This window comes from Agromyces sp. GQ35, assembly GCF_059758475.1.
Map to the genome: position 1 here is coordinate 138,896 of NZ_JCAXEO010000002.1, position 24,000 is coordinate 162,895.

A 24,000-nucleotide genomic window follows, 5' to 3' on the forward strand; every position below is an offset into this window, starting at 1 on the left:
GTCGAGTTCATGCAGATCCAACCTTCTGACCTCGGCTTGATCGCCCGCGTCGCCGAACTCGGCAAACGCTACGGAGACGGCTCAGGTGCCGTCACCGCCCTCGACGAGATCTCGCTCGGCCTCCGCCGAGGCGAGTTCACAGCGATCATGGGCCCTTCGGGGTCGGGCAAGTCCACGCTGATGCACATCATGGCGGGTCTCGACTCACCGAGCACCGGGCGGGTCTGGCTGGGGGACACCGACATCACCGAGCTTCCCGATTCAGCCCTGACGGTGCTCCGGCGACGCCGGATCGGGTTCATCTTCCAGTCGTTCAACCTGGTGCCGACGCTCGACGTGCGCGGCAACGTCATGCTGCCGTTCGATCTCGACGGGCGGCGCCCGACCCGCGAGGAGCAGGGCTGGATCGACGAACTCCTCGACACGCTCGGCCTTCGTTCCCGCATCGGGCACCGCCCGCACGAACTCTCCGGCGGTCAGCAGCAGCGCGTCGCGATCGCACGTGCCCTCGCCACCCGGCCCGACCTCGTGTTCGCCGATGAGCCCACGGGCAATCTCGATTCGCGGACCGGCCGTGAGGTGCTCGGCCTCCTCGCCGCGGCGAGCGCGCGCTACGGCCAGTCGATCGCCATGGTCACCCACGATCCCGTCGCGGCCAGCCACGCCGATCGCATCCTGTTCCTCGCCGACGGGCGCATCGTGCGCGATTCGGGTCGGTCGACTGCCGAGGAGATCTCCTCGTTCATGCTCTCGATGGAGATGGCAGCCTGATGCACACCAGGCTGAAGGACCAGTGGCCGACCCTGCTCGTCGCCGCGCTCGCGGGCACGTTCGGCGTGGCCCTGCTGCACATCACAGGGTTGCTCGGCGCTGCGATCGCCGCTGACGACGTGACCGGCCGGAGCGACACGGTGGCCCTGATGCTCGGCATCGTCGCGCTCGTGTTCATCGTGATCTCGATCTACGTCAGTGCGATCGTGACGGCCAACACCGTCTCGACCGTTGTGGCCGGCCGCACCCGACTCATCGCCCTGCTGCGGCTCATCGGCTCGAGCGCGCGCTCGCAGCGCGTCCAGATCGCGCGAGAGGGGCTCCTCATCGGTGTCGCCGGAGCCGCCATCGGCGTGCTGCTCGGCACCGTCATCGCCTTCGGCCTCGCGGTCTTCGCCGTCGCCAACGACCTCATGCCGGCGACGGACTACGACTACCTGAATGTCTCGATCGTGCTGCCGGCGGTGGCCGTGGTGGTCACCACCTGGCTCGCCTCGTGGGTCGGATCGCGGCGAGTGCTCCGGGTGCGACCGATCCAGGCCATCGGCAACTCGCACGAGCAGGACCGCGAGGAGCTCGGGCGCCACCGGGGTCGCAACATCACGGCGCTCGTCCTGTTCGCGATCGGCATCGGCCTGCTCATCGCGGGCGTCATCTGGGGGCTCACCGAGCCGTACGGCGTGCTGGTGGGCATGGTCGGCGGACTCGTCTCGTTCACGGGCATCGTGCTCGGTGCGCACCTCGTCATGCCGCCGGTGCTACGCCTCATCGGGCGGGTCTTCGGCAGCTCGCCGGCAGCGCGCCTCGCCGCCGAGAACGCGGTGCGCCACCCCGAACGGAGCTCGCGCATGACGATCGGGCTCGTCATCGGCGTCACGCTCGTCACGACCTTCTCCGTGACCATGGAGTCGTACCGGGCGATGCTGCTCGCCGCGCAGGAGGCGCGTCCCGAGGTGTACGCCGGCATCGACGAGATGCTGAACGTGACCGTCGCGGTCTTCACCGTGCTGATCGGTTTCAGTGCTCTGATCGCCGCGATCGGCATGGTCAACACGCTTTCGCTCAGCGTGATGCAGCGCACGCGCGAGCTCGGTCTGCTGCGTGCGCTCGGCTTCGACCGACGCCAATTGCGCCGCATGATCGTGGTCGAGAGCGCGGCGCTCACGCTCGCCGCCACCGTGAGCGGCATCGTGCTCGGGTTCGGGTACGGCTGGGCCGGAGCGCAAGCGCTGCTCGGTGGCGCGCAGGGCGAGCCGGTCTTCGTGTTCCCGGGCGTGCCGTGGGTGCTGTTCGGTGGTCTGCTCGTCGCTGCCGGGGTGCTGACCCTCGTGGCTTCGATCGCCCCGGCGCGGCGCGCGATGCGCGTCTCGCCGGTGGTCGCCCTCGCGGTCGACTAGGGGACCGCGCCCGCGGGGCGAGTGGGCGGGACGAGCGGGTGCGTCGGGGAAGGCATCCGCTCGTCCCGTCATATTGCGCGCCCGGCGGCGTGCGGTGTTAGCCTTGACTCGTGCTTCACGGCCTGCTTCTCCTTAGCTGCCGCAGCGAGTCCTAGTTCTCAGGCCTCCCTCGCTGCGGAGTTCGTCGTCGGCTGAAACCCATCCGTAAGCGAGAAGAGCACCCCATGCAGAACACTCAGAAGCCGTCGTCGATGCCCGTGCATCGCTATCGCCCGTTCCACGAGCAGATCCGTGTCGAACTGCCCGATCGCACGTGGCCGACCAAGCGCATCGAGCAGGCGCCGCGCTGGTGCGCCGTCGACCTTCGCGACGGCAACCAGGCGCTCATCGACCCGATGAGCCCCGAGCGCAAGCGCATCATGTTCGACCTCCTGGTCAAGATGGGCTACAAGGAGATCGAGGTCGGGTTCCCGAGCGCCAGCCAGACCGACTTCGACTTCGTGCGCAGCCTCATCGACCAGCAGGCGATCCCCGACGACGTCACCATCCAGGTGCTGACCCAGGCGCGCGACCACCTCATCGAGCGTACGTACGAGGCGATCGCCGGGGCCAAGCAGGCCATCGTGCACCTCTACAACTCGACGAGCATCCTGCAGCGCGAGGTCGTCTTCCGCACCGACCAGCAGGGCATCATCGACATCGCCCTGCACGGCGCGCGCAAGTGTCGCGAGATGGAGGCGACCGTCCCCGGCACCGCCGTCTACTACGAGTACTCGCCCGAGAGCTACACCGGAACCGAACTCGAGTTCGCGGTCGACATCTGCAACCAGGTCATCGAGATCTTCGAGCCGACGCCCGAGCGCAAGGTCATCATCAACCTGCCGGCCACGGTCGAGATGGCGACCCCCAACGTCTACGCCGACTCCATCGAGTGGATGTCGCGACATCTCGCACATCGCGAGAACGTGATCCTCTCGCTGCACCCCCACAACGATCGCGGCACAGCGGTGGCCGCCGCAGAGCTCGGCTACCTCGCGGGTGCCGATCGCATCGAGGGATGCCTCTTCGGCAATGGCGAGCGCACCGGCAACGTCGACCTCGTCGCGCTCGGCATCAACCTGTTCACGCAGGGCATCGATCCGCAGATCGACTTCTCCGACATCGACGAGGTCAAGCGCACGGTCGAGTACTGCAACCAGTTGCCGGTACCCGAGCGTCACCCGTGGGCGGGCGACCTCGTCTACACGGCGTTCTCCGGGTCGCATCAAGACGCGATCAAGAAGGGCTTCGAGGCGATGGACGCCGAGGCGGAGCGCCGCGGAGTCGGCCTCGGTGAGCTCGAGTGGGCGGTGCCCTATCTGCCCGTCGATCCGCGTGACCTCGGCCGCAGCTACGAGGCCGTCATCCGCGTGAACTCCCAGTCGGGCAAGGGCGGCGTCGCCTACCTGCTGAAGACCGATCACGCACTCGACCTGCCGCGCCGGCTGCAGATCGAATTCTCGGGCGTCGTGCAGGCCAAGACCGACGCCGAGGGCGGCGAGGTCTCGAGCGATGAGATCTGGCGCGTCTTCAACGACGAGTACCTGCCGGCGCCGGCCGACCACCCCGACGAGAAGTGGGGCCGCTTCGAGTTGCTGTCGCTGCGCACCGAGAGCGCCCTCGACGGTGTCGTCAACGTGCGAGTGGGTCTCCGCGACGGCGACGAGCGCCTCGAAGCCGATGCGAACGGCAACGGCCCGATCTCCGCGTTCCTCGCGGTACTCGGCACCGAGGGCGTCGACGTGCAGCTGCGCGACTACGTCGAGCACACGCTCGCGGCGAGCGGCAACTCGTTGGCGGCGGCGTATGTCGAGCTCGAGGTCGAGGGCCGCGTGCTCTGGGGCGTCGGCATCGACGCCGACATCTCGACGGCATCGCTGAAGGCGGTCGTCTCCGCCGTCAACCGTGCGCTCCGGAGCACGGCTCCGTCAGCCGCCGAACGCGAGGTCGTCTCGGTCTGATTCGAATCCGGATGCCGCGTGCGCGAGGTGCGCTCGCGGCATCCGCTCGTTGCACGGCTCGTCCGCTTGAAGTCCGGTGAGCCGACGGCGCGCTGGGCCGGTGTGCACGCGTCAGGCGCGTCGCCAGACCTTCCATGAGCCGAGGGCGCGCTGCTCGGGAAGGCTCCAGCCGAAGCGCACCGAACCGAGGCGGGTGAGCGTGGTGACGATGACGCACGCCGACGCGGCGACGAGGATGTTCACGCCGAACGCGACGAGGACGACGAGCAGCACGGTTCCGGCCGTGGCGGCGATCGCGTAGAGCGATCCGACGTGCATGAGCGCGATCGGCAGGTTCAGGGCGACGTCGCGCAAGATCGATCCGCCGACGGCGGAGAGCACGCCCACGAACACGGCGGGCACCACCGGTACGCCGTAGGCGAGGGCCTTCGACGTGCCGATCGCGCCGAAGAGGCCGATGGTCACGGCGTCGAGGGCGATGATGAGGCCGTTGAGCTTCGTGAACACCCGGAGCAGTGCCATGCCGAGCAGCGCCGCCGCGGTCGCGATCGGCAGGTACCAGTTGCTGGCCATGGCCGCGGGCAGTTGATTCAGCAGCAGATCGCGCAGGAGACCGCCGCCGAGGCCGACGATCACCCCGATGAGGGCGACGCCGAGCAGGTCGATGCGCCGTTCGGTCAGGCGCGCAGCGAACATCGCGCCCTGGATCGCGCCGATGGCGACGGCAGCGAGGTCGAGCCAGAGGGGGATCGTGAAGAGGGCGGTGCTCACGGCACCAGTGAACCATGGGTCGGCTGGGGCACGCGGCATCCGCGCCGGGTCGAGCGGGGTCGCGGGTGACCGGGCCGGATCACCGGTGCGTTCCGTCGGCCTGCGCTGAGAGGAACTGTTCGAACGTGGTCGTGCCGTACGCCTCGCCGGGCACGAGCGCGGCGCCCGACCGGAGCGCCCTGAACGTGCGGCCTGGCAGGCGCAACGGTGCGATGGGGCGGCGAGATCGGGTCGATGCTCGATAGGCCTCAGCCAGTGAACGGAATGTCCGCGCCTCCGGCCCGCCGATGTCGGCCACCCGCCCTGCGGGCGGTGCGGCGACGAGTTCGACGAGTCGATCGACGACCTGACCGACATCGATCGGTTGCACCCGGAACGAGGGAGCGAGGAGCACGGGCGAATACCGCTGTGCGCCGAGGATCCCGGCCACGAGGGTGTGGAATTGCGTGGATCGGAGAATCGTGTGGGGCACGCCCGACTCGACGAGCACCGACTCGGTCGCGAGCTTGCCGCGGTAGAACGGCAGGGGAATACGGTCGATGCCGACGATCGAGAGCAGCACCACGTGCGGGAGTCCGGTCGTCTGCGCAGCTCGCACGAGGGTGCGGGCGAGCCCGGAGTCGTCGCGGTTCGTCGTCGCCAGGTGCACGACCATGTCGACGCCTGCCAGGGCCGACTCGATGCCCGCCCCGGTGGCGAGGTCGCCGGCGACGAGCCCGGGCCCGCCGCGTCGGCTGAGCGCACGGAGATCGACCTGGTCGGCGCGAAGCCGCTCGACGAGTCTCCGGCCGACCGTTCCCGTCGCCCCGGTGACGAGGACTCCGCCCATTCGTTGCTCCCTCGATTCGCGCGTGGGTCGATGACCGCTCGACCGAGCAACAGTCAAGCATGCGCAATCACTCCGCCGCGGCATCCGCTTCGGCCGCTTCGACCGCCGGGAGTGGGAGAATGAAGGGTGCCCGTGTACCGAGATGAAGCCGTCGTGCTCCGCACCCACAAGCTGGGCGAGGCCGACCGCATCATCACGCTGCTCACTCGGCAGCACGGCAAGGTCCGAGCGGTCGCCAAGGGCGTTCGGCGCACCGGCTCGAAGTTCGGTTCGAGGCTCGAGCCGTTCATGGTCGCGGACCTGCAGCTGTACGAGGGGCGAAGTCTCGACGTCGTGACGCAGGCAGAGTCGATCGGCGCCTACGGTGCGCTGATCACGCAGGACTACTCGGCGTACACCGCGGCGAACACGATGGTGGAGGCCGCCGACAAGCTGACCGAGGCCGAGGGGTCGTTGCAGCAGTACCTGTTGCTGGTCGGTGCCCTCCGCTCGCTCTCGCGCCGCGAGCACGGGGCGAGCCTCACCCTCGACTCGTACCTGCTGCGTGCGCTCGCCCTCGCCGGCTGGGCGCCGAGCTTCCAGGACTGCGCAAGATGCGGCCGGGTGGGTGAGCACACGGCCGTCGTCGTGCAGCTCGGCGGCGTCGTCTGCGACGACTGCGCGCCCCCCGGAACCCCGCGCATCGCGAGCTCGACGGTGGCGCTGCTCGGCGCCCTGCTCGCCGGCGACTGGGCGTTCGCGAAGGCGTCGAGCGACCGCGATCGCGGCCAGGCGAGCGGCATCATCGCGGCATACACTCAGTGGCACCTCGAGCGCGGCCTCCGCTCGTTGCCGCACGTATCCAGGGAGACGACCGCCCAGTGAGCCCGAAGCCCTACACCCACCGCGACGCGGTCGCCTACCGGCCGGTCGACTGGACGGGCCTCCACCCGCCCGAGCTGCCCAGGGGCGCGGTGCCGGCCCACGTCGCGATCGTCATGGACGGCAACGGCCGGTGGGCCAATCGCCGCGGACTGACCCGCATCGAGGGGCACAAGGCGGGTGAGGTCGCCCTGCTCGACGTCGTCGCGGGCGCCATCCAGGCGGGGGTGAAGCATCTCTCCGTCTACGCGTTCTCGACCGAGAACTGGAAGCGATCGCCCGAAGAGGTGCGCTTTCTCATGGGCTACAACCGCGATGTGCTGCACCGCCGCCGCGACCAGCTCAACGAGTGGGGCGTGCGCATCCGATGGGCGGGCCGTCGCCCGCGCCTCTGGGCTTCGGTCATCAACGAGTTGCAGTTCGCCGAGAAGCTGACCGCCGGCAACGACACGCTGACGCTCACGATGTGCGTCAACTACGGCGGGCGCAACGAGATCGCCGATGCCGTTCGATCGATCGCCGACGACGTCGCATCCGGCCGCCTGCGCCCGTCGGCGGTGTCGGAGAAGCTCATCGCGAAGCGGCTTTACGTGCCCGAGCTGCCCGACGTCGACCTGTTCGTGCGCAGCTCGGGGGAGCAGCGCACCTCGAACTTCATGCTGTGGCAGTCGGCGTATGCCGAGATGGTGTTCCTCGACACCCTCTGGCCCGACTTCTCGCGCACCGATCTGTGGCAGGCGATCGAACTCTACGCGAGCCGCAACCGCCGATTCGGTGGCGCGGTCGACGCGCCGACCGTCAGCGGCTGACTCGAGCAGGCGCCGTCGGAGGTCGCCGTCGTCCGCCGAGGCCGAGCTCGACCACGAGCTTCCGCGCCTTGGTGAGCGCGGCACTCGATCCCGACCGCGACGCGAGTTCGGTCAGGCCCGGCCACGCGGCGTGCTCGGCCGGGATTCGGCCGGCGGCCGCGGCGGTGCGCAGCACCGACGCTCGAAGCAGCGCGACGTCGAGCACGCGATTCAGCCATGACGGCGGCTTCGGTTGCGAGGCCGCGAAACGGACGGATTCGGTGAGCAACGGCCACAGCACCGGTAGCGCGCGCAGCTCGCGCTCGATCGCGCCCATCATGCGTGCGGGGGAGATGTCGGGCAGCGGCAACAGGCGCGACGCCGCAAGGTGCACCGACTCGGCGCCGAATCGGCGGTTGGCGACCATCGCATCGACGCTGTAGCGCGACTCGACGTCGGAGCAGAGCGAGGCGAGCACGACCGCCACCATGAGCGCTGTCAGCGGCGGAACCCGGCCGCTGTTCGACGGGCCGTTCTTGCCCGCACTGCGGTCCCGGAACTCCGAGGGGACGATCCGACCAGCTGCTTCCTCCCACTGCAGCCAGCGGCGTTCCTCACCCACGATCGTGTCGGCGTCGAGCTGACCCTCGTGGTCGAGGGCATATGACCAGGACATGAGCGCCCGGTAGTGCACATCGGGCGCCTCGGCCAGAGCGAATTCGAGCGGCACGAACCGCTTCGATCCACGCGTGTGCGATGAGGAGGCGAGGTGCACGCCGTCGTCGATGGCGGGTCCCTCCCCGTCTCCGGCAGGCCAGATCGCATCGAGATCGAGATCGAGATCGAGGTCGGGTTTCGGTGAAGGAGCGTCGGTGCCTGTGTCGGCGGGTGCGCTCGGTTCGGGGAGCTCGTCGACGATGGCTTTCGCGGCGGCGACGGCGCGCGAGGAGCCCGGGCGGGCAGCGAGGGCGCGGGTGTGCGGGAGGTCGAGCGTCGATGGGGCGGCGAGCCCGGCGGCGACGGCATCCGAGGCAGCGGGCAGCAGAGCGCCGATCGCCTCGACGATCTCCGCGGTGCCCGCCGCCATCCGAACCGCTCCCAGCGACCGGCCCACGAAATCGTCGAGCAGTGGCCACATGACCGAGCCGAGTCCGGCTTCACTCAGCTCCAGTGCGACGCGGGCGAGTTGCGCGCCATTCGAGTCACCCCGGTCAAGTAGTCCGAAATCGGCCGCTCCCGGCCGCAGCAGCCCTCGATCCCATGCTTCGAGTACCCCCTCGAACATGTCGGTGGCGGCATTCGAGTGCGGTGAGCTGAGTCCCCAGAGCATCCGTGCGGCGAGGCGCGGTGTGAGCGGTTCCTTGCGGCGCGCGAGCTGCCGCCACTCGTAGCCGCTACCGGCTTCGAGTCCGTCGCCCGAGTACGCTCCGTCGCCCCACGTCGGCAGCTCGACGGGCTCGCCCCAACCGAACCTCGTCGTGTCGATGCGCGCCGGGAACGTGGCGAGCGATGCCGGAAGCGTGGTGCGGGCGCGGCGCCAGTCGCCGTCCTCGTCCTGCACGAGCGACGGCTCGCGCAACGGATCGAGCGCATACCCGCGCACCGCCGGTCCGGCCGTCACCGTCATCAGTTCGCCGGACTGCAGCACGACGGGCACCTTCAGCCCGGCGAGCGCATCGAGGTGTCGTTGCTCGACGCACGCCAGATCGAGACGGAGCAGCGCGAGGAACAGATCCGCCTCACTCGCAGTGGCGCCCGCATCGCGATATGCCTCCAGACGCTCGACGAGGTCGTCCGGCGCGATTCGAAGGTCGTCCCATGACGGCGTGGACAGGAGCGCGGGAACCTCGCCGAGCCGCTGGACGACCGCGGCCTCGCGCGCCGGCATCGGACCGAACACCACATCGCTCCGCCAATCGTCGTGGCCGGATCGTACGAGCCGGTCGAGCATTCGGATGCGAGTACTGCTGACCCAATCTGCGGCAGCGCTCACCCCGGCGCGCCAGTTCTGCCTCAGCCCGCGGAGCGCACCACGCGCCGACTCGACGTCCGTCCGCGCGACGGCGTTCGCAAGCTCCAGGAAGCGATCGATCTCGAGGTCTTCCGCGCCTTCGGGGCGCGATGCAAGCACGCCTGCAGCCTCGGCGAGCGCGGCAGGTGAGACGGCGGGCAGATGGAACCGCTGCACGGTCCACACCTCGGGCGTGGGCTGCCACGCGATCGCTGCGGCCTCGGGCTCCTCGACGGGTTGGTCGCCGACGCCCCATCGGTCCTGGAGCGCCCGGGCCGCGGTCGCCAGCGGAGCGTCTCGGCCGGCCGCGACCGGCGACAGGGCGAAAGCCGCGGTCTCGGCCGCGTCACCGGTGAGGGGTTGCGCGCGGCGCAGCGCCGCGTCGAGCACCGCCCTTCGGGCAGCCTTGGGCTTCGTGGCGAGCGACAGCGAGAGCGCGTCGGCAGCCTGATACGCGTCGCCGTACTCGATGATCGCGGGTGCGAAGGCGGTGATCACCGGAGCTTCCGCGTGGCTGAGGGCACCGAGGAGCGCGTCGGCATGCGCGGCGAGCTCTACGTCGGCGAGTGCGAGCGAGTCGGTGAGGACGCCGGCCCAGACCTTGCGATCGCCGGGTCGCTGCGCGGCGTCGAGGGCGGTGAGCACGAGGGTCACCGCTTCGTCGCGCTCGACCCAGCCCTGTTCGGCGCCTGCGGCGACCACTGCGCCGAACGGCCCGGTCGCCGGTGCCCCCACGGCAACGCCGGTGCGCAGATGGTCGATGAATCGCGATCGGATGACGTCGGCGTCGATCGGGCCGCGGCCGGCGGGGTACAGCTCCGCCTCCACCCCGAGCGCGACAGCTGCGTACACGGCCCAATCCTTCAGGTACTCCACGCTCTCGGGCACGGGCAGCTCATGATGGTGCACCAGGCGCACAGCGCGACCGGCGTGCACCGACGTCGCATGCTCCCAGGGGCGCCGGTTGGAGCGGCAGGCGCGCGACGTGAAGGCGATGGCGAAGTTGGGGCCGCGCGTCGCGAGCACATCGGCGGCCAGCTGATCGGCCACGGAACCCGGCCCGCCGAGCACCGCCTCGGCACGTCGTGCGTCTGCACCCACCCGGATCGCGAACAGCGCGAGCATCCCGTGGTCGGTCTCGCCGACCACCGACTCGCGGGTGAGGGTGTTCCCCTCAGTGACCCACACGTTCCAGTCGCCGCGTTGCAGGCCGGCGCGGGCTTCGCGCTGCTGCGAATCGGTGCCAACCGGGAGTGCGAGCGCGTCGGTCTGTGCGGCGCCGGCCCAACCGAGGTCGTTGAACAGCTCGAGCGAACGAGCGAGGGCGTCGGTCATCGGATCTCCATCATGATCTGCACCGCGAGCACGTGCTTGCACGGTCCTCGATCGGTGCCGCCGGTGAGGTGCCATGTGCAGGTGCAGCGGCAATCGCCGTCGGCGCTGCGCACGGTGTAGGCGACGGGCTCGGCGCGGGTCCCTGCGTGCACGAGCCACTCGCCGGGTTCGGTGCCCCGTTCGACGCGGTGTTGCGCGACAAGTCGGCGCGCACCCGTCACGCGCGGATTGTCGCGCGTGGCTCGCTCGGTGTCGTCGGGCAGCTCGCGGTGGAAATGGGCGCGTGCGCGCACATCCCAGCCGACGCGTCCAGAGGCGGCGAGCACGGCGAGACCCGACTCCACTTCCGCCGTCGTGAGCCCCGACTCGAGGCGAAGCCGCTCGACGTCGATCACCGGTTCGAACGCCAGCAGCGCTGAGACGAGCCCCGCGTGCTCGGTGACCTCTGGACCGGCCAGCGCGCTCAGCAGCGAGCCCTCGCCCGAGAACCCGCGCCATGCCTCCGTGGTGAGCCCGAGCAGCAGGCGGGCGTGCGGGAGCTCGACCTCGAACGCCGTGGCGCCCGCCTCGCCGTCGGCAGGGCCGTACACGGTGAGTCCGATCACATTCGGGAGCAGCCGCTTCAGCCCGCTCAGGCGGTGCAGCCCGTTCACGTGAACGGCGCCCGTCGTACGACGCGGCGCGAGACGGAACCCTGCAGAAGTCGGCGTGAGCCACCCGACAGATCCCGCCGCGGTCGTCGCGGGGATCGAGGTGAGCATCGCTCGCGCCGCCGCCCGGTCGAGCGTGAACGCCCGCGTGAGTCGACGATGCATCTCCGCGACGTTGCCGAACGCGGGGATCCACCGGTTCGGCATCTCGACCGGTCGTTCGGTCGCCGCAACGGAAGGTGTGGCCAGGGTCATCCCGCCATGTCCGACATCGAGATGGAGCAACTCGCTCCTGCCGACCGAGGCGAGTGCGCGCCGTGTGGTCATGCCGATGTCGACGTTGGTGGTTCCATGGGCCACCTCACCGCCGTCCAGTCCGGAGTCGAGCACATCGAGTCGTGCGTACACACTGTTGCAGGCCGAGAACACTTCAGCGCGCAGCCGGTCGCCGTGGGCGGTGAGCACCGGGTCGCGCTGGGTGGTCGGGGTGTACTTGAAGTAGCGGGTGGCGGTGATGTCGGCGAGCGACAGCAATCCGCGTGCCAGTGTCTGAGGCTCGGTCGCGAAGCCGTGGAAGAAGCTGGCACCGGTGACCGGGCCGGCAGGCGTCAGGGCGGGCGCGAGCGCGAGCGAAAGCCGATTCGCCGTCACCGTTGACGTTTCCGTGAACCCGCGAACACCCATGCGGACGAGGTTAGCGGAGGCGGCCCACCCTGCAGCGGTAGCGCCTGCGTCGCCCGGCCGACGGGCCTGCAGTCACTGGATTCAGCGGCGCCCGCGGCGGCCGATCACCCCGGCGAACAGCGCGTGCAGGAGCGGCAGGGCCGAGGCGATCATCAGCGTCGTTCCGAGCGCGGGGTTGGGTGCGACGAGCACCGCGCCGCCGATGAGCAGTGCGGCGAACAGCACCGCCGACACGACGCGGCGGGCGACGCCCTCGAGCCGGTCGAGTCGCCGTTCGAGACGTGATGTGTCGAACGAGAGCCGACCCTGATCGGCCTTCGTGATGAGGGCATCGACGCGTTGCGGCATCCGCCAGAGGAGTCCCGCGCTCTTCATCGCCTCAGCAGCGAGATCTCGCGCGATGTCGCCCCGCTCCTCGTCGAGAAGTCGGGCGGCGTAGGGCTCGACGGCATCCCACACGTTGAACTCGGGGTCGAGCCCGCTGCACATGCCCGAGGTGAGGGCCATCGATCGGATCAGGAGGAGCAGCCGCTCGGGCAGCTGGAGTGGGAGCGAGCGCATGACATCGCCGAACTCCGTGCCGAACTCGCGGAACTCCTGCGGATCGACATCTTTCAGCTGGGCGAAGCCCATGCCGCCGAAACGCTCGAAGAGCTGCGCGAGTGCACGCTCGAGCTCGCCGGTCGCAGCCGACGGCATGAGCACTCCGATCTCGCGGGCGGCTTCGATCATCGCCCGACCGTCACGGGCGGCCACGGCGATGACGAGTGCCCGAAGCCCGGTGCGCAGCTCGCTCGGCACCTCGGCCATCATGCCGAAGTCGACGAAGGTGAGCCGCCAGAGCGGGGCAGCCGAGTCGCCCGGCCCTTCACCGCGACCGGCCGCGGGCGGCAGCGGCGTGATGAAGATGTTGCCGGGGTGCGGGTCGGCGTGCACGAAAGCGTGTGTGAAGACCTGGTCGAACATGATCTCGGCGAAGACCTCTGCGACGTCGGCGGGCGCGATGCCGGCGGCCTTCAGGGCGTCGGTGTCGTTGATCTTGATCGCCGTGACGTCTTCGAGGGTCAGCACTCGACGTGTCGTCCGCTCCCACACAACGGCAGGTGCGTAGACGCGGGCGTCGTCGGCGAACGAATCCGCGAAGCGCTCGGCACTCGCGGCCTCGTGCAGGTAGTCGATCTCCTCGAGGCTCGTCTGCGCGAACTCCTCGACGAGGGCCGGTGCATCCACTCGGTCGGACACGACGTGCACCCGCCGCAGCCAACCAGCGACCCGGCGGAGCGCGGCGAGATCGACGGCGACGATCTCGTCGATGCCGGGGCGCTGCACCTTGACGACGACGTCGCGCAGTCCGGTCTCAGCGGCGTCTCCGTCGGAGAGCCGGGCCCGGTGCACCTGCCCGAGTGACGCCGCCGCCACGGGCACCTCGTCGAACCGATCGAAGACCTGCCCGAGGGGTGCGCCGAGCTCGGCTTCAGCGAGTTCGCGGATCGCAGGGAACGGCACCGGCGGCACCTCGTCCTGCAGGCCCTCGAGCTCCGAGGTGATCTCGGGTGGGAGCACGTCGAGACGGGAGGAGAGGAACTGCCCGACCTTGATCATGAGACCGCCGAGCTCGACCGCGAGCGTGCGGAAGTCCTCGGCGAGCCGCCGGATCCGTCGCTCGCGCGTGCGTTCGGCGACGCCGGCGAGGCCCAATTTCGGCAGCGCGAGCTCGAACCACCAGAGCTGGAGGAGCCGTCGGGCGGCGAACGTCAGGATGCGGCGCGAGCGCGCCCGGCGTGCACCGTCGCTCATCGAACCGCGCTCTCGTCGGTTCCTCGACGGGGAGGCAGCAGCGGCACGTGTCAGCTCTCGGCGAGGATCGAGTACAGCGCGCGACGGGCATCGTCGAGCACGCTGACAGCCTGCTTGACCTGGTCGGGCGTTCCGCTGCGACCGAGCTGCGCGGCGGCGGCCGCGAGTTCGACAGCTGCCTTCGAGAGCGCGCGATGCTGTTCGGTGCCGTGGGGCGACGACGATTCCCACGGGGCGGCACGGTCGGCGGCGCCCTCCACCCCGGCGCGGCCGAGATCGGTGAGCGAGTACGTCTTGCGCCCGCGGAGCTCCTCGGCGACGATCAGTTCCTCATCGGCGAGCAGCTGCAGTGTGGGGTAGACCGATCCGGCGCTCGGCTTCCACGCGCCGCCGCTGCGCTCCTCGATCTCCTGGATGATCTGGTAGCCGTGCATCGGCTGCTCGGCGAGCAGGGCGAGCACGGCAGCACGCACATCGCCCCGCGCCATCCGCTTCACTCCCGGCCGCGGGTCGAACGTGGAGCGCAATTGCTCCATCGCCTCCCAGATGGCAGCGCCGGGGCTGCCGGCACCGAAGCCGCGCTCACTCCCGAAACCTGCTCCACCGAATCCGCCTGTCGGGCGCTGACCGCTCATGATGACCTCCCGGGTTCGACTGAACGATACTCAACGATATATCGTTACTGATCCGCATGGAAGGGGTACGTCGCGGCCAGCCAGGCTTCGGTCACGCGCGGATGCTGCAGCCGCACGACCTCGAGGTGCGGGCGGCGCCGCGCGGCCTCATCGACGAGCGCGCCGCGACTGCCGTGCGTGCTCCACGCCCATCGGATGATGTGCTCGGGATCGGTGAAGACGCCGCGCAGCGGCCCCTCGCGGTTGCCGTTCCACAGCTCCTCGCGAACGAGTCGTCGCCGCATCGTGCGCGCGATGACCCGCCGCATGACGAGCGAGCGGGGATAGTCGAGGAAGACGAGCAACTCTGCGCGGTCGGCGAGCAGCTCGCGCACCGATTCGTACTGCCATTCGGTGACCCACCCGGGCCGGCTGGTCAGGGCGTCGACCTCGGCGATGAAGCTCGGGCGCGGGGTCCAGTCCGGTCCATGGAACAGCGCATCGATCTCCTGGTACGGCTGCCCGGATGCCTCGGCGATGCGTCGCGCAAGGGTGGACTTGCCTGCGCCGCTCGCGCCGGCGACGAGGATGCGGCTCGGCGGGACGCGGTGCGGCAGATCAGGGGCGTGAGGCATCCGAACACACTAACCGCCGGCGTTCGCGCCGCCGTGGTCGCTGCTGGCGCACAACTCGGGCCGGTCCGGGAATACGCGAGTCGAAGCATCCGTTCGCATACTTCGTGAGCGAACCCATCAAGATCGACATCTGGTCCGACATCGCGTGCCCGTGGTGCTACATCGGCAAGCGCCACCTCGAGAGCGGCATCGCCTCGCTCGGTGACGATGCGCCGGCGGTCGACATCACCTATCACTCCTTCGAGCTGGCACCCGACACCCCGGTGGACTTCGAGGGCAGCGAGATCGACTTCCTCGCCAAGCACAAGGGCATGCCCGCCGAGCGCGTCGAGCAGATGCTGCAGCACGTCACGGGTGTCGCCGCGACGGCGGGGCTCGACTACGACTTCGACGCGCTGCAGCACACCAAGACGCTGAAGGCGCACGAGCTGCTGCACTTCGCCAAGGAGCAGGGTCTCCAGCTCGAGCTCACCGAGCGCCTGCTTCGCGCGTACTTCACCGAGGGCCGCCACGTCGGCCGCGTCCACGAGCTCGTGGAACTCGGTGCCGAGGTCGGCCTCGACGCGGACGCCGCCCGTGAAGCCCTCGAGTCCGGGCGCTACGCAGACGCGGTGCAAGCCGACATCGCGCAAGCGCAGGCCTACGGAATCAACGGTGTGCCGTTCTTCGTGATCGACGGCAAGTACGGCATCTCGGGCGCCCAGCCGGCCGAGGTCTTCGCGCAGGCGCTCACCCAAGTCGCAGACGAGCGCGACGGAGCGGCCGCGTGAACGGGCTCGAGACGGCACCGACGACGGATGCCGCGGCGTCGGCCCCGTTCGCGATGATCACGGGCGACCCGTCGGCCATGGTCTGCGAGGGTGACGTCTGCTACATCCCGGACTCGCCGGTCGAGTAGGCGCGCCGGCGCCGTATCGAGACCTCGACTACTCGGGGTCCGTGATGTCGGCGACGACCGCGTCGAACGCGGCGATCAGTCGATCGGCATCGACGAAGAGGCTGCGGCCGTGCTCGCCCGCGCCCATCGAGACCCGTCGGCCCGTGATCGACGCATCGGCGATGACCGGCCAGGCCGTGGTCGAGCCGAGTGGGGTGATCGTGCCCCGTTCGTACCCGGTCGCGGCGAGCGCGAGTGACGCGTCGGGCAACTGCAGCTTGTTGACGCCGAGCAGCGCCCGCAGCTTCGGCCACGAGATCTTGCGGCCACCGGGCACGAGTGCGAACACGTAGGTGTCGTCGCTGCGCTTGACCACGAGCGACTTGACGATGTCGGCTGGCGTGATGCCGAGCAGCTCCGCGGCCTCTTCGAGGCTGCGCGCGGCAGGTCGCTCGATGATCTCGACGTCGAGGCCGCGCGCTGCGGCATCCGCTCGCACACGATCTGCGCCCGTGGGCTCTGGCATCTCGTCCTCCCCAGCCTCGTCTTCCCCGAGAATCCTAGGCGCGCGAGTCCGGAGCGGGCGAGCACGCCTCGAACTCTGGGAGAATCGACGGTGATGTCCTCAACCACCACGCTTCCAGCGGGCCCGCTCACCATCGGCGGGCTCGCCCTCGATGTGCCCGTCGTGCTCGCCCCCATGGCGGGCATCACGAACACCGCGTTCCGACGCCTCTGCCGCGAGTTCGGCGCCGGCCTCTACGTCAGTGAGATGATCACCTCGCGGGCGCTCGTCGAGCGCACCCCCGAGTCGATGCGCCTCATCACGCATCACGAGTCCGAGACGCCGCGTTCCATCCAGCTCTACGGCGTCGACCCGAAGACGGTGGCCGAGGCGGTCACCATGCTCGTCGCCGAAGATCGGGCCGACCACATCGATCTGAACTTCGGATGTCCCGTGCCGAAGGTCACCCGCAAGGGCGGGGGAGCGGCGCTACCGTGGAAGAGCGGGCTCTTCCGCGGCATCGTCGAGGGTGCTGTGCAGGCCGCAGGCGATGTTCCGCTGACCGTGAAGATGCGAAAGGGCATCGATTCCGATCACCTGACCTATCTCGAGGCCGGCCGCATCGCCGAGGGAGCCGGCGTCGCTGCGGTGGCGCTGCACGCACGCACGGCCGCGGAGTTCTACTCCGGGGAGGCCGACTGGTCGGCCATCGCGAAGCTCAAAGAGACGGTCACGAGCGTGCCGGTGCTCGGCAACGGCGACATCTGGTCGGCAGCCGACGCACTGCGAATGGTCACGGAGACGGGCTGCGACGGAGTGGTCGTCGGCCGCGGATGCCTCGGCCGGCCCTGGCTCTTCGGCGATCTCGCCGCCGCCTTCCGCGGTGAACAGCACACGGCCCAGCCCGGCCTCGGGGAGGTCGCACAGACGTTCCGCCGGCATGCAGAGCTGCTGACCGAGTTCTTCGACAGCGAAGAGCGCGGGTGCCGCGACATCCGCAAGCACGTGGCCTGGTACTTCAAGGGCTACCCGGTCGGCGGCGACCTGCGGGCACGCCTCGCGACGGTGGAGTCGCTCGCCCAGCTCGACGAGCTGCTCGGCACGCTCGACTGGTCGATGCCGTACCCCGGTGAGGGTGCCGAAGGCCCGCGCGGCCGCGCCGGCACGCCGAAGAAGCCCGCGCTGCCTGAGGGCTGGCTCGACTCGCAAGAGCTCGTCGGCCATGACCGCGTCACCTTGGTCGATGCCGAACTCGACACGAGCGGCGGCTGACGTGCGCGAGCGTCTCTTCGGCGGCTACGAGGCCGCCGACACCGAGCGATGGCTCCCCGAAGAGCATTCTTCGCGGCGCAGCGACTTCGCGCGCGACCGGGCGAGGCTCGTGCACTCGAGTGCACTGCGCCGGCTCGCGGCGAAGACCCAGGTCCTGAGCCCGACGGCGGGGCTCGACTTCGCGCGCAATCGGCTCACGCACTCGCTCGAGGTGGCCCAGGTCGGCCGCGAGCTCGCGGCGAGCCTCGGACTCGACCCCGACGTCGTCGACACGGCGTGTCTCGCGCACGACCTCGGTCATCCGCCGTTCGGCCACAACGGTGAGAAGGCGCTCAACACCTGGGCCGCCGATGTCGGCGGGTTCGAGGGCAATGCCCAGACGCTGCGCCTGCTCACCCGACTCGAGCCGAAGGTCTTCGGCGACGACGGCCGCAGCTACGGTCTGAACCTCACCAGGGCGAGCCTCGACGCGAGCTGCAAGTACCCCTGGCCCGACACCACGAGCGTCGCCGATCCGTCCGGGCGCGCGAAGTTCGGCTTCTACGAGAGCGACGTCGAGGTGTTCCGGTGGCTGCGTGCCGGAGCTCCCGAGCGTCGACTCTGCATCGAGGCGCAGGTCATGGACCTCTCCGACGACATCGCCTATTCGGTGCACGACTTCGAAGACGCGGTCGTGAACGGCTACATCGACGTCGCCGCCCTGGGGGCACGCGTCGACCACGAGAGCCTCGTCGCATCGATGTACGAGTGGATCGGCGGCTCGGTCTCGCACGACGAACTCATCGCGGCATTCGATCGGCTCGATTCGCTCGACGGGTGGCTCGAGACCTGGAACGGCAGCCGCTACGACCAAGGCCGTCTGAAGAACCTCACGAGCCAGCTCATCGGTCGTTTCGCTCGCGCCGCGACCGCCGCGACGCGGGCGGCGTACCCGCTCGCGAGCCTCATCCGGTTCGACGCAGATGTCGTCGTGCCGCGCGAGATCCAGGCCGAGATCGCAGTGCTGAAGGGCATCGTGGCGGCGTACGTGATGTCCAAGAACACCCGGCAGCCGATCTACCACCAGCAGCGCGAGATCCTCACCTCGCTCGCCGACGTCCTGCACGAGACGGGCGAGCTGCACCTCGATGCCGGATTCGCCGAAGACTGGCATGCGGCCGACGACGACGCCGCACGCAAGCGCGTCGTGGTCGACCAGGTCGCGAGCCTCACCGACCAGTCGGCGCTCGCGTGGTACGGGCGTCTCGTGCAGCGGTGACGAAGCGCGCGCGGCACCGGCACCGGCACCGGCCGCGAGTGCGTCGCGGCGAACTAGGATGAGAGCCATGGCGGGCCGCATTCGACAGAGCGATGTCGACGAGGTGAAGGCCCGCACCAACATCGCCGACATCGTCGGAGAGCATGTCAGCCTCAAGTCGGCCGGTGTCGGCTCGATGAAGGGCCTCTGCCCCTTCCACGACGAGCGCAGCCCGAGCTTCCATGTGCGGCCGGGACTCGGCTACTACCACTGCTTCGGCTGCGGCGAGTCCGGCGACGTCTACACGTTCCTGCAGCGCATGGATCACGTCTCGTTCACCGAGGCCGTCGAACGACTCGCCGGTCGCATCGGTCTCGAGCTGCACTACGAAGATGGCGGCCAGGCCTCCGACCACGGCAACCGTGCACGACTCCTCGCCGCCAACCAGGCCGCCTCCGAGTTCTTCCTCGAGCGGCTGAGCGCCCCCGACGCCGACATCGGCCGGCGATTCCTCGGCGAGCGAGGCTTCGATGCCGAGGCAGCTCGCCGCTTCGGAGTCGGGTTCGCACCCAAGAGCTGGGACGCGCTCACCGACCACCTCAAGGGTCGTGGGTTCACGACCGAAGAGCTCGCGGCATCCGGTCTCGTCTCGCAGGGCGACCGAGGCATCTACGATCGCTTCCGTGGCCGGCTGGTCTGGCCCATCCGCGACGTCACCGGGCAGACGGTCGGCTTCGGCGCCCGTCGATTGCTCGACGACGACAAGGGTCCCAAGTACCTCAACACCCCCGAGACCGCGATCTACCACAAGTCGCAGGTGCTCTACGGGCTCGATCTCGCCCGGCGCGACATCTCGAAGACGCACCGGGTCGTCGTCGTCGAGGGGTACACCGACGTCATGGCCTGCCACCTCGCCGGCGTCACGACCGCGATCGCCACCTGCGGTACGTCTTTCGGCGTCGATCACATCAAGGTGCTGCGGCGTGTGCTCGGCGACGCCTCCGGCGTCGGCGAGGTCGTGTTCACCTTCGACGGCGACGCCGCCGGCCAGCAGGCGGCGATGCGCGCCTTCGGCGAAGAGCAGCGGTTCGCCGCGCAGACGTTCGTGGCGGCCGCCCCCGACGGACTCGACCCGTGCGACCTGCGCCTCGCCCGCGGCGACGCAGCGGTGCGCACGCTCATCGACTCCCGCGTTCCGATGTTCGAGTTCGTCATCAAGCACACGCTCGCCCGTTACGACCTCGAGACCGTCGAGGGGCGCGTCGCGGCGCTGCGGGTTGCAGCACCGGTGGTGGCGGAGATCCGCGACCCGGCGGCCCGGCCCGGCTACACGCATCAGCTCGCGCGAATGCTCGGCATGGAACTGGCCGAGGTCACCCGAGCGGTGCGCTCGGCGGCCGGGCGTACGAAGCCAGACTCCGAACGAGCGGTTCCGTCGGGCACCACGAGCGCGCCGTCTTCGGCCGAGCCGGTTGAGCGCCCGTTCTCGATCACGCAGCTTCCCGGCGACCCGGCGACCCGGCTCGAACGCGACGCCCTACAGGCGATGCTGCAGTACCCCGACGCCGTTGGTCTCGACTTGCTGCGCCAAGCCATCGACAGCCGGTTCGGGAACCCATCGCTCGCGGTGATCCGCGACGGCATCGCCTCGGTCCTCGCCTCGCCCGATCCCGCAGTGCGCGTCGATCGGGTCATGGCCGAGGTGCCCGCACCGTTCGCGGGGCTCGTGCAGCAGCTCGCGGTGCTGCCCGTGCCGCAGAGCACTCAGGCCCGCATCGCGGGCTACGTGCGGGGAGTGCTCGCGTCGCTGATCGACCGTGAGCTGTTACGCCAGAAGGCCGAACTGACCGGTCGCCTCACGCGGCTGGGGCCGGGCGACCCGGCGGTGTACGACAGCGTTCGTCGAGCGATCGTGGAGATCGATCGGGAGCGCGAAGCCCTCAAGGTCGACTGAGCGGCATCCGCTCGAAGATCGCGTTCTACGCGAATCGGTTGCGTCAAAGGTTGCAGATCGGTAAATATTCGGCCGTCGGGCCGTCGCTCCGAGCAGCATTCAGACGCTGTGTGCTAGGTCTTGGGGATACGGAAAACGCGTCTGCGCCTGCGCCGACGCGATTCAGTCCTGACAGGAAGAGGTAGACGGATATGACATCCGCATCCAAGAACGGGCGGCGCAGCCTCGTCGCAGTGGCCGGCCTTTCGGCCGCGGCCCTCGCTTTGGCCGGCTGCTCGGCCGGTGGCGGGGCCGACGAGGCTTCCGGCAGCTCGATCACCGTCGGCACGACCGACAAGGTGACGACGCTCGACCCGGCCGGCTCGTACGACAACGGCTCGCTCGCCGTGCAGACGCAGGTCTTCCCGTACCTGCTGAACACCGACTACCAGAGCACCGAGGTCGTGCCCGACCTCGCCGAGTCGGCGGAGTTCACGGCGCCGACCGAGTACACGGTCACGCTTCCCGAGGGCCTCAAGTGGGCGAACGGCAATGACCTCACGGCCGACGACGTCAAGTTCTCGTTCGACCGCCAGATCGCGATCGCCGACCCCAACGGCGCCTCGAGCCTGCTGTACAACCTCGACAGCACCGAGGTCGTCGACGACACGACGGTCGTCTTCCACCTCAAGGCCGAGAACGACCAGGTCTTCCCGCTCATCCTCACGAGCTTCCCGGGAGCCATCGTCGACGACGAGGTCTTCGCCGCCGACGCGCTGACGCCCGACGACGAGATCGTCGCTGCCAACGCCTTCGCGGGCCCGTACACGATCACGAGCTACGACTTCAACACCCTCATCTCGTTCAAGAAGAACCCGGAGTACAAGGGCCTTCTCGCCGAGGCGAAGACCGACACGGTCAACCTGAAGTACTACGCCGAGTCGTCGAACCTCAAGCTCGACGTACAGGAGGGCGGCATCGACGTCGCCTACCGCAGCCTCTCCGCGACCGACATCGACGACCTCAAGGGCAACGACAAGGTCAACGTGGTCGAGGGCCCCGGCGGCGAGATCCGCTACATCGTCTTCAACTTCGACACGCAGCCGTACGGCGCGAAGACGCCCGAGGCCGACCCGGCCAAGGCGCTCGCCGTGCGTCAGGCCGTGGCCGACCTCATCGACCGCGATGAGCTCGCCGACCAGGTCTACAAGGGCACCTACACGCCGCTGTACTCCTACGTACCTGCCGGCATCGCAGGTGCGGTCGAGCCGCTCGTCGAGATGTACGGCGACGGCCAGGGCGCGCCCGATGCAGACAAGGCGGCCGGGCGTCTCACGGCTGCTGGCGTGACCACGCCGGTCGAGCTCAACCTGCAGTACTCGAACGACCACTACGGTCCGTCTTCGGCCGACGAGTACGCGCTCATCAAGGACCAGCTCGAGTCGACGGGCCTCTTCACGGTGAACCTGCAGACCACCGAGTGGGTGCAGTACTCCGAGGACCGTACCTCCGACGTGTACCCGGCCTACCAGCTCGGTTGGTTCCCCGACTACTCGGATGCCGACAACTACGTCACGCCGTTCTTCCTGATCGAGAACTTCCTCGGGAACCACTACGTGAACCAGGAAGTCAACGACCTGATCATCAAGCAGGCCTCCGAGCCCGACCCCGCAACCCGCACCGCCGACATCGAGGCGATCCAGGAGAAGGTGGCGGCCGACCTGTCGACCGTGCCGTACCTCCAGGGCGCTCAGGTCGCAGTGACGGGCACCGACGTGGAGGGTGCCGACGAGACACTCGACGCCTCGTTCAAGTTCCGCTACGCGGCGCTGTCGAAGGGCTGAGCCGGCTGAACGGCTAGAGTCACTTCTACGCAAGGAACGGATGGCCCGCTCTCCGGAGCGGGCCATCCGCATTCGAGCCTCACCCGATTGGCGAACATTGACCTCAACGACGACGGCGCCCGCCAGTAGCGCGTCCCCCACACGACGGAGACCACCCAAGTCCTCCGGTGGCGGCATCGGCCGCTACATCATCGTGCGGGCCCTCCTCATCATTCCCACGGTGTTCATCCTGGTGACCCTGGTCTTCGTGCTCATGCGCTCGACCGGCGACCCGATCACCGCGAAGCTCGGCGGGCAGCTCCCCGCCGACCAGCTCGCCGAGCGCATCCACGCCGCCGGCTACGACCGGCCGATCATCGTGCAGTACCTCGAGTACCTCGGCCAGATCGCCACGGGCAACTTCGGCACGACGCTGACCGACAACCGCCCGGTCACCGAGATCCTCATCACCTACGGCGCCGCGACCCTCGAACTCGCGTTCTACGCGCTCCTCGTCGCCTTCGTCGTCGGCATCCCGTTCGGCCTCATCGCCGCGTACTTCCGCGACAAGGGGCAGGATGCCTCGCTGCGGGTGTTCGCCATCCTCTGCTACGCCACCCCGGTCTTCTTCGCCGGCCTGCTGCTGAAGCTCGTCTTCTCGGTCTGGCTCGGCTGGCTGCCCGTCGCCGGACGGGCATCGGTCAGTGCGCAGCTCCAGATGGAGCTGCTCCCGAACAAGACGGGCATCTACACGATCGACGCGATCATGACGGGGAATCCGGCGGTGCTCGGCGACGTGCTCGCACACGCGGTGCTGCCCGCCATCGCGCTCGGACTGCTCACCGCCGGAGTGTTCCTCCGGCTCGTGCGCACCAACGTCATCGGCACGCTCTCGACCGACTACGTCGACGCCGCGCGATCACGCGGTGTGAGCGAGTACCGGCTCGTGCGCAAGCACGCGTACCGCCCCGCGCTCATCCCGATCATCACGGTCATCGGCCTACAGATCGCGCTGCTCCTCGGCGGCGCGGTGCTCACCGAGACGACCTTCGAGTGGAAGGGCCTCGGGTTCATGCTCTCCGAGTACCTCCAGGCGCGCGACTTCGTCGCCGTGCAGGGCATCGTGGCCCTGCTCGCCGTGATCGTGGCGCTCACCAACTTCATCGTCGACATCATCGCGGCGCTCATCGACCCGAGGGTGAGGTACTGA

The 24,000-nt window shown here is 69.3% G+C and carries 20 protein-coding genes; 12 read left to right on the forward strand and 8 right to left on the reverse strand.

All coding sequences use genetic code 11. The features are described from left to right. The first annotated feature begins 9 nt into the window (after nt 1-9). From AC6CH0_RS12610 to leuA, 3 genes are all read left to right on the forward strand, one after another. The gene (locus AC6CH0_RS12610) at nt 10-771 is read left to right on the forward strand and encodes an ABC transporter ATP-binding protein (RefSeq protein WP_498101383.1); all 762 of its coding nucleotides are present in this window, start codon (nt 10-12) and stop codon (nt 769-771) included. Next, nucleotides 771-2,168, forward strand: coding sequence for an ABC transporter permease (locus AC6CH0_RS12615; RefSeq protein ID WP_498101385.1), 1,398 nt, complete (start codon nt 771-773; stop codon nt 2,166-2,168). Before AC6CH0_RS12610 ends, AC6CH0_RS12615 begins: the two co-directional genes overlap by 1 nt. Nucleotides 2,169-2,392: 224 nt before the next feature. Next, nucleotides 2,393-4,168, forward strand: a complete 1,776-nt coding sequence (leuA, locus tag AC6CH0_RS12620) for a 2-isopropylmalate synthase (protein WP_498101387.1) — start codon at nt 2,393-2,395, stop codon at nt 4,166-4,168. A 111-nt stretch (nt 4,169-4,279) separates the two neighbouring features. On the opposite strand, the gene AC6CH0_RS12625 is transcribed toward leuA, so the two are convergent. Beyond that, nucleotides 4,280-4,939, reverse strand: coding sequence for a trimeric intracellular cation channel family protein (locus AC6CH0_RS12625; RefSeq protein ID WP_498101389.1), 660 nt, complete (start codon nt 4,937-4,939; stop codon nt 4,280-4,282). Between the two features lie 79 nt (nt 4,940-5,018). After that, complete coding sequence (locus AC6CH0_RS12630; protein ID WP_498101391.1) at nt 5,019-5,768, reverse strand: SDR family oxidoreductase; 750 nt, start codon at nt 5,766-5,768, stop codon at nt 5,019-5,021. Between the two features lie 126 nt (nt 5,769-5,894). Here AC6CH0_RS12630 and recO point away from each other — a divergent pair, with 126 nt between their 5' ends. Beyond that, nucleotides 5,895-6,632, forward strand: coding sequence for a DNA repair protein RecO (gene recO / locus AC6CH0_RS12635; protein WP_498101393.1), 738 nt, complete (start codon nt 5,895-5,897; stop codon nt 6,630-6,632). Further along, nucleotides 6,629-7,438 carry an isoprenyl transferase gene (locus AC6CH0_RS12640; RefSeq protein WP_498101395.1) on the forward strand — a complete coding sequence of 270 codons (810 nt, stop codon included), beginning with the start codon at nt 6,629-6,631 and terminating at the stop codon, nt 7,436-7,438. Before recO ends, AC6CH0_RS12640 begins: the two co-directional genes overlap by 4 nt. Here the strand turns inward: AC6CH0_RS12640 and AC6CH0_RS12645 are convergent. The 5 genes from AC6CH0_RS12645 to AC6CH0_RS12665 all read right to left on the reverse strand — a co-directional run bounded on the left by AC6CH0_RS12645 (nt 7,428) and on the right by AC6CH0_RS12665 (nt 15,143). Continuing rightward, nucleotides 7,428-10,763, reverse strand: a complete 3,336-nt coding sequence (locus AC6CH0_RS12645; protein ID WP_498101397.1) for a DUF7824 domain-containing protein — start codon at nt 10,761-10,763, stop codon at nt 7,428-7,430. The genes AC6CH0_RS12640 and AC6CH0_RS12645 overlap by 11 nt on opposite strands. After that, a complete protein-coding gene (locus AC6CH0_RS12650) occupies nt 10,760-12,064 on the reverse strand; it encodes an SWIM zinc finger family protein (protein ID WP_498101399.1) in 1,305 nt (434 codons plus the stop codon). The genes AC6CH0_RS12645 and AC6CH0_RS12650 overlap by 4 nt, the downstream gene beginning before the upstream one ends. Nucleotides 12,065-12,178: 114 nt before the next feature. Then, a complete protein-coding gene (locus AC6CH0_RS12655; protein WP_498101401.1) occupies nt 12,179-13,894 on the reverse strand; it encodes an ABC1 kinase family protein in 1,716 nt (571 codons plus the stop codon). A gap of 50 nt (nt 13,895-13,944) precedes the next feature. Then, a complete protein-coding gene (locus tag AC6CH0_RS12660) occupies nt 13,945-14,529 on the reverse strand; it encodes a PadR family transcriptional regulator (protein WP_498101403.1) in 585 nt (194 codons plus the stop codon). Nucleotides 14,530-14,573: 44 nt separating this feature from the next. Beyond that, complete coding sequence (locus AC6CH0_RS12665) at nt 14,574-15,143, reverse strand: P-loop NTPase family protein (RefSeq protein WP_498101405.1); 570 nt, start codon at nt 15,141-15,143, stop codon at nt 14,574-14,576. A 104-nt stretch (nt 15,144-15,247) separates the two neighbouring features. On the opposite strand from AC6CH0_RS12665, the gene AC6CH0_RS12670 reads away from it, so the two are divergent. Beyond that, nucleotides 15,248-15,913, forward strand: a complete 666-nt coding sequence (locus AC6CH0_RS12670) for a DsbA family oxidoreductase (protein WP_498101407.1) — start codon at nt 15,248-15,250, stop codon at nt 15,911-15,913. Then, complete coding sequence (locus tag AC6CH0_RS12675) at nt 15,910-16,041, forward strand: hypothetical protein (RefSeq protein ID WP_498101409.1); 132 nt, start codon at nt 15,910-15,912, stop codon at nt 16,039-16,041. Before AC6CH0_RS12670 ends, AC6CH0_RS12675 begins: the two co-directional genes overlap by 4 nt. A gap of 28 nt (nt 16,042-16,069) precedes the next feature. On the opposite strand, the gene AC6CH0_RS12680 is transcribed toward AC6CH0_RS12675, so the two are convergent. Continuing rightward, nucleotides 16,070-16,546: an aminoacyl-tRNA deacylase gene (locus tag AC6CH0_RS12680; RefSeq protein WP_498101411.1), complete on the reverse strand. Its 477-nt coding sequence runs from the start codon at nt 16,544-16,546 to the stop codon at nt 16,070-16,072. A 93-nt stretch (nt 16,547-16,639) separates the two neighbouring features. Between AC6CH0_RS12680 and dusB the strand changes: the two genes are divergently transcribed. The 5 genes from dusB to AC6CH0_RS12705 all read left to right on the forward strand — a co-directional run bounded on the left by dusB (nt 16,640) and on the right by AC6CH0_RS12705 (nt 24,000). Beyond that, on the forward strand, nt 16,640-17,797 hold the full coding sequence (dusB, locus tag AC6CH0_RS12685; RefSeq protein WP_498101413.1) for a tRNA dihydrouridine synthase DusB: 1,158 nt from the start codon (nt 16,640-16,642) through the stop codon (nt 17,795-17,797). Beyond that, entirely contained in the window at nt 17,769-19,055 is a 1,287-nt protein-coding gene (locus tag AC6CH0_RS12690) for a deoxyguanosinetriphosphate triphosphohydrolase (RefSeq protein ID WP_498101415.1), read from the forward strand. Before dusB ends, AC6CH0_RS12690 begins: the two co-directional genes overlap by 29 nt. A gap of 67 nt (nt 19,056-19,122) precedes the next feature. Continuing rightward, nucleotides 19,123-20,988 (forward strand): DNA primase, encoded by a 1,866-nt coding sequence (gene dnaG, locus AC6CH0_RS12695; protein ID WP_498101417.1) that lies wholly within the window; start codon nt 19,123-19,125, stop codon nt 20,986-20,988. Nucleotides 20,989-21,179: 191 nt separating this feature from the next. Continuing rightward, nucleotides 21,180-22,811 carry an ABC transporter substrate-binding protein gene (locus tag AC6CH0_RS12700; protein WP_498101419.1) on the forward strand — a complete coding sequence of 544 codons (1,632 nt, stop codon included), beginning with the start codon at nt 21,180-21,182 and terminating at the stop codon, nt 22,809-22,811. Nucleotides 22,812-22,908: 97 nt separating this feature from the next. Beyond that, complete coding sequence (locus tag AC6CH0_RS12705; protein WP_498101421.1) at nt 22,909-24,000, forward strand: ABC transporter permease; 1,092 nt, start codon at nt 22,909-22,911, stop codon at nt 23,998-24,000.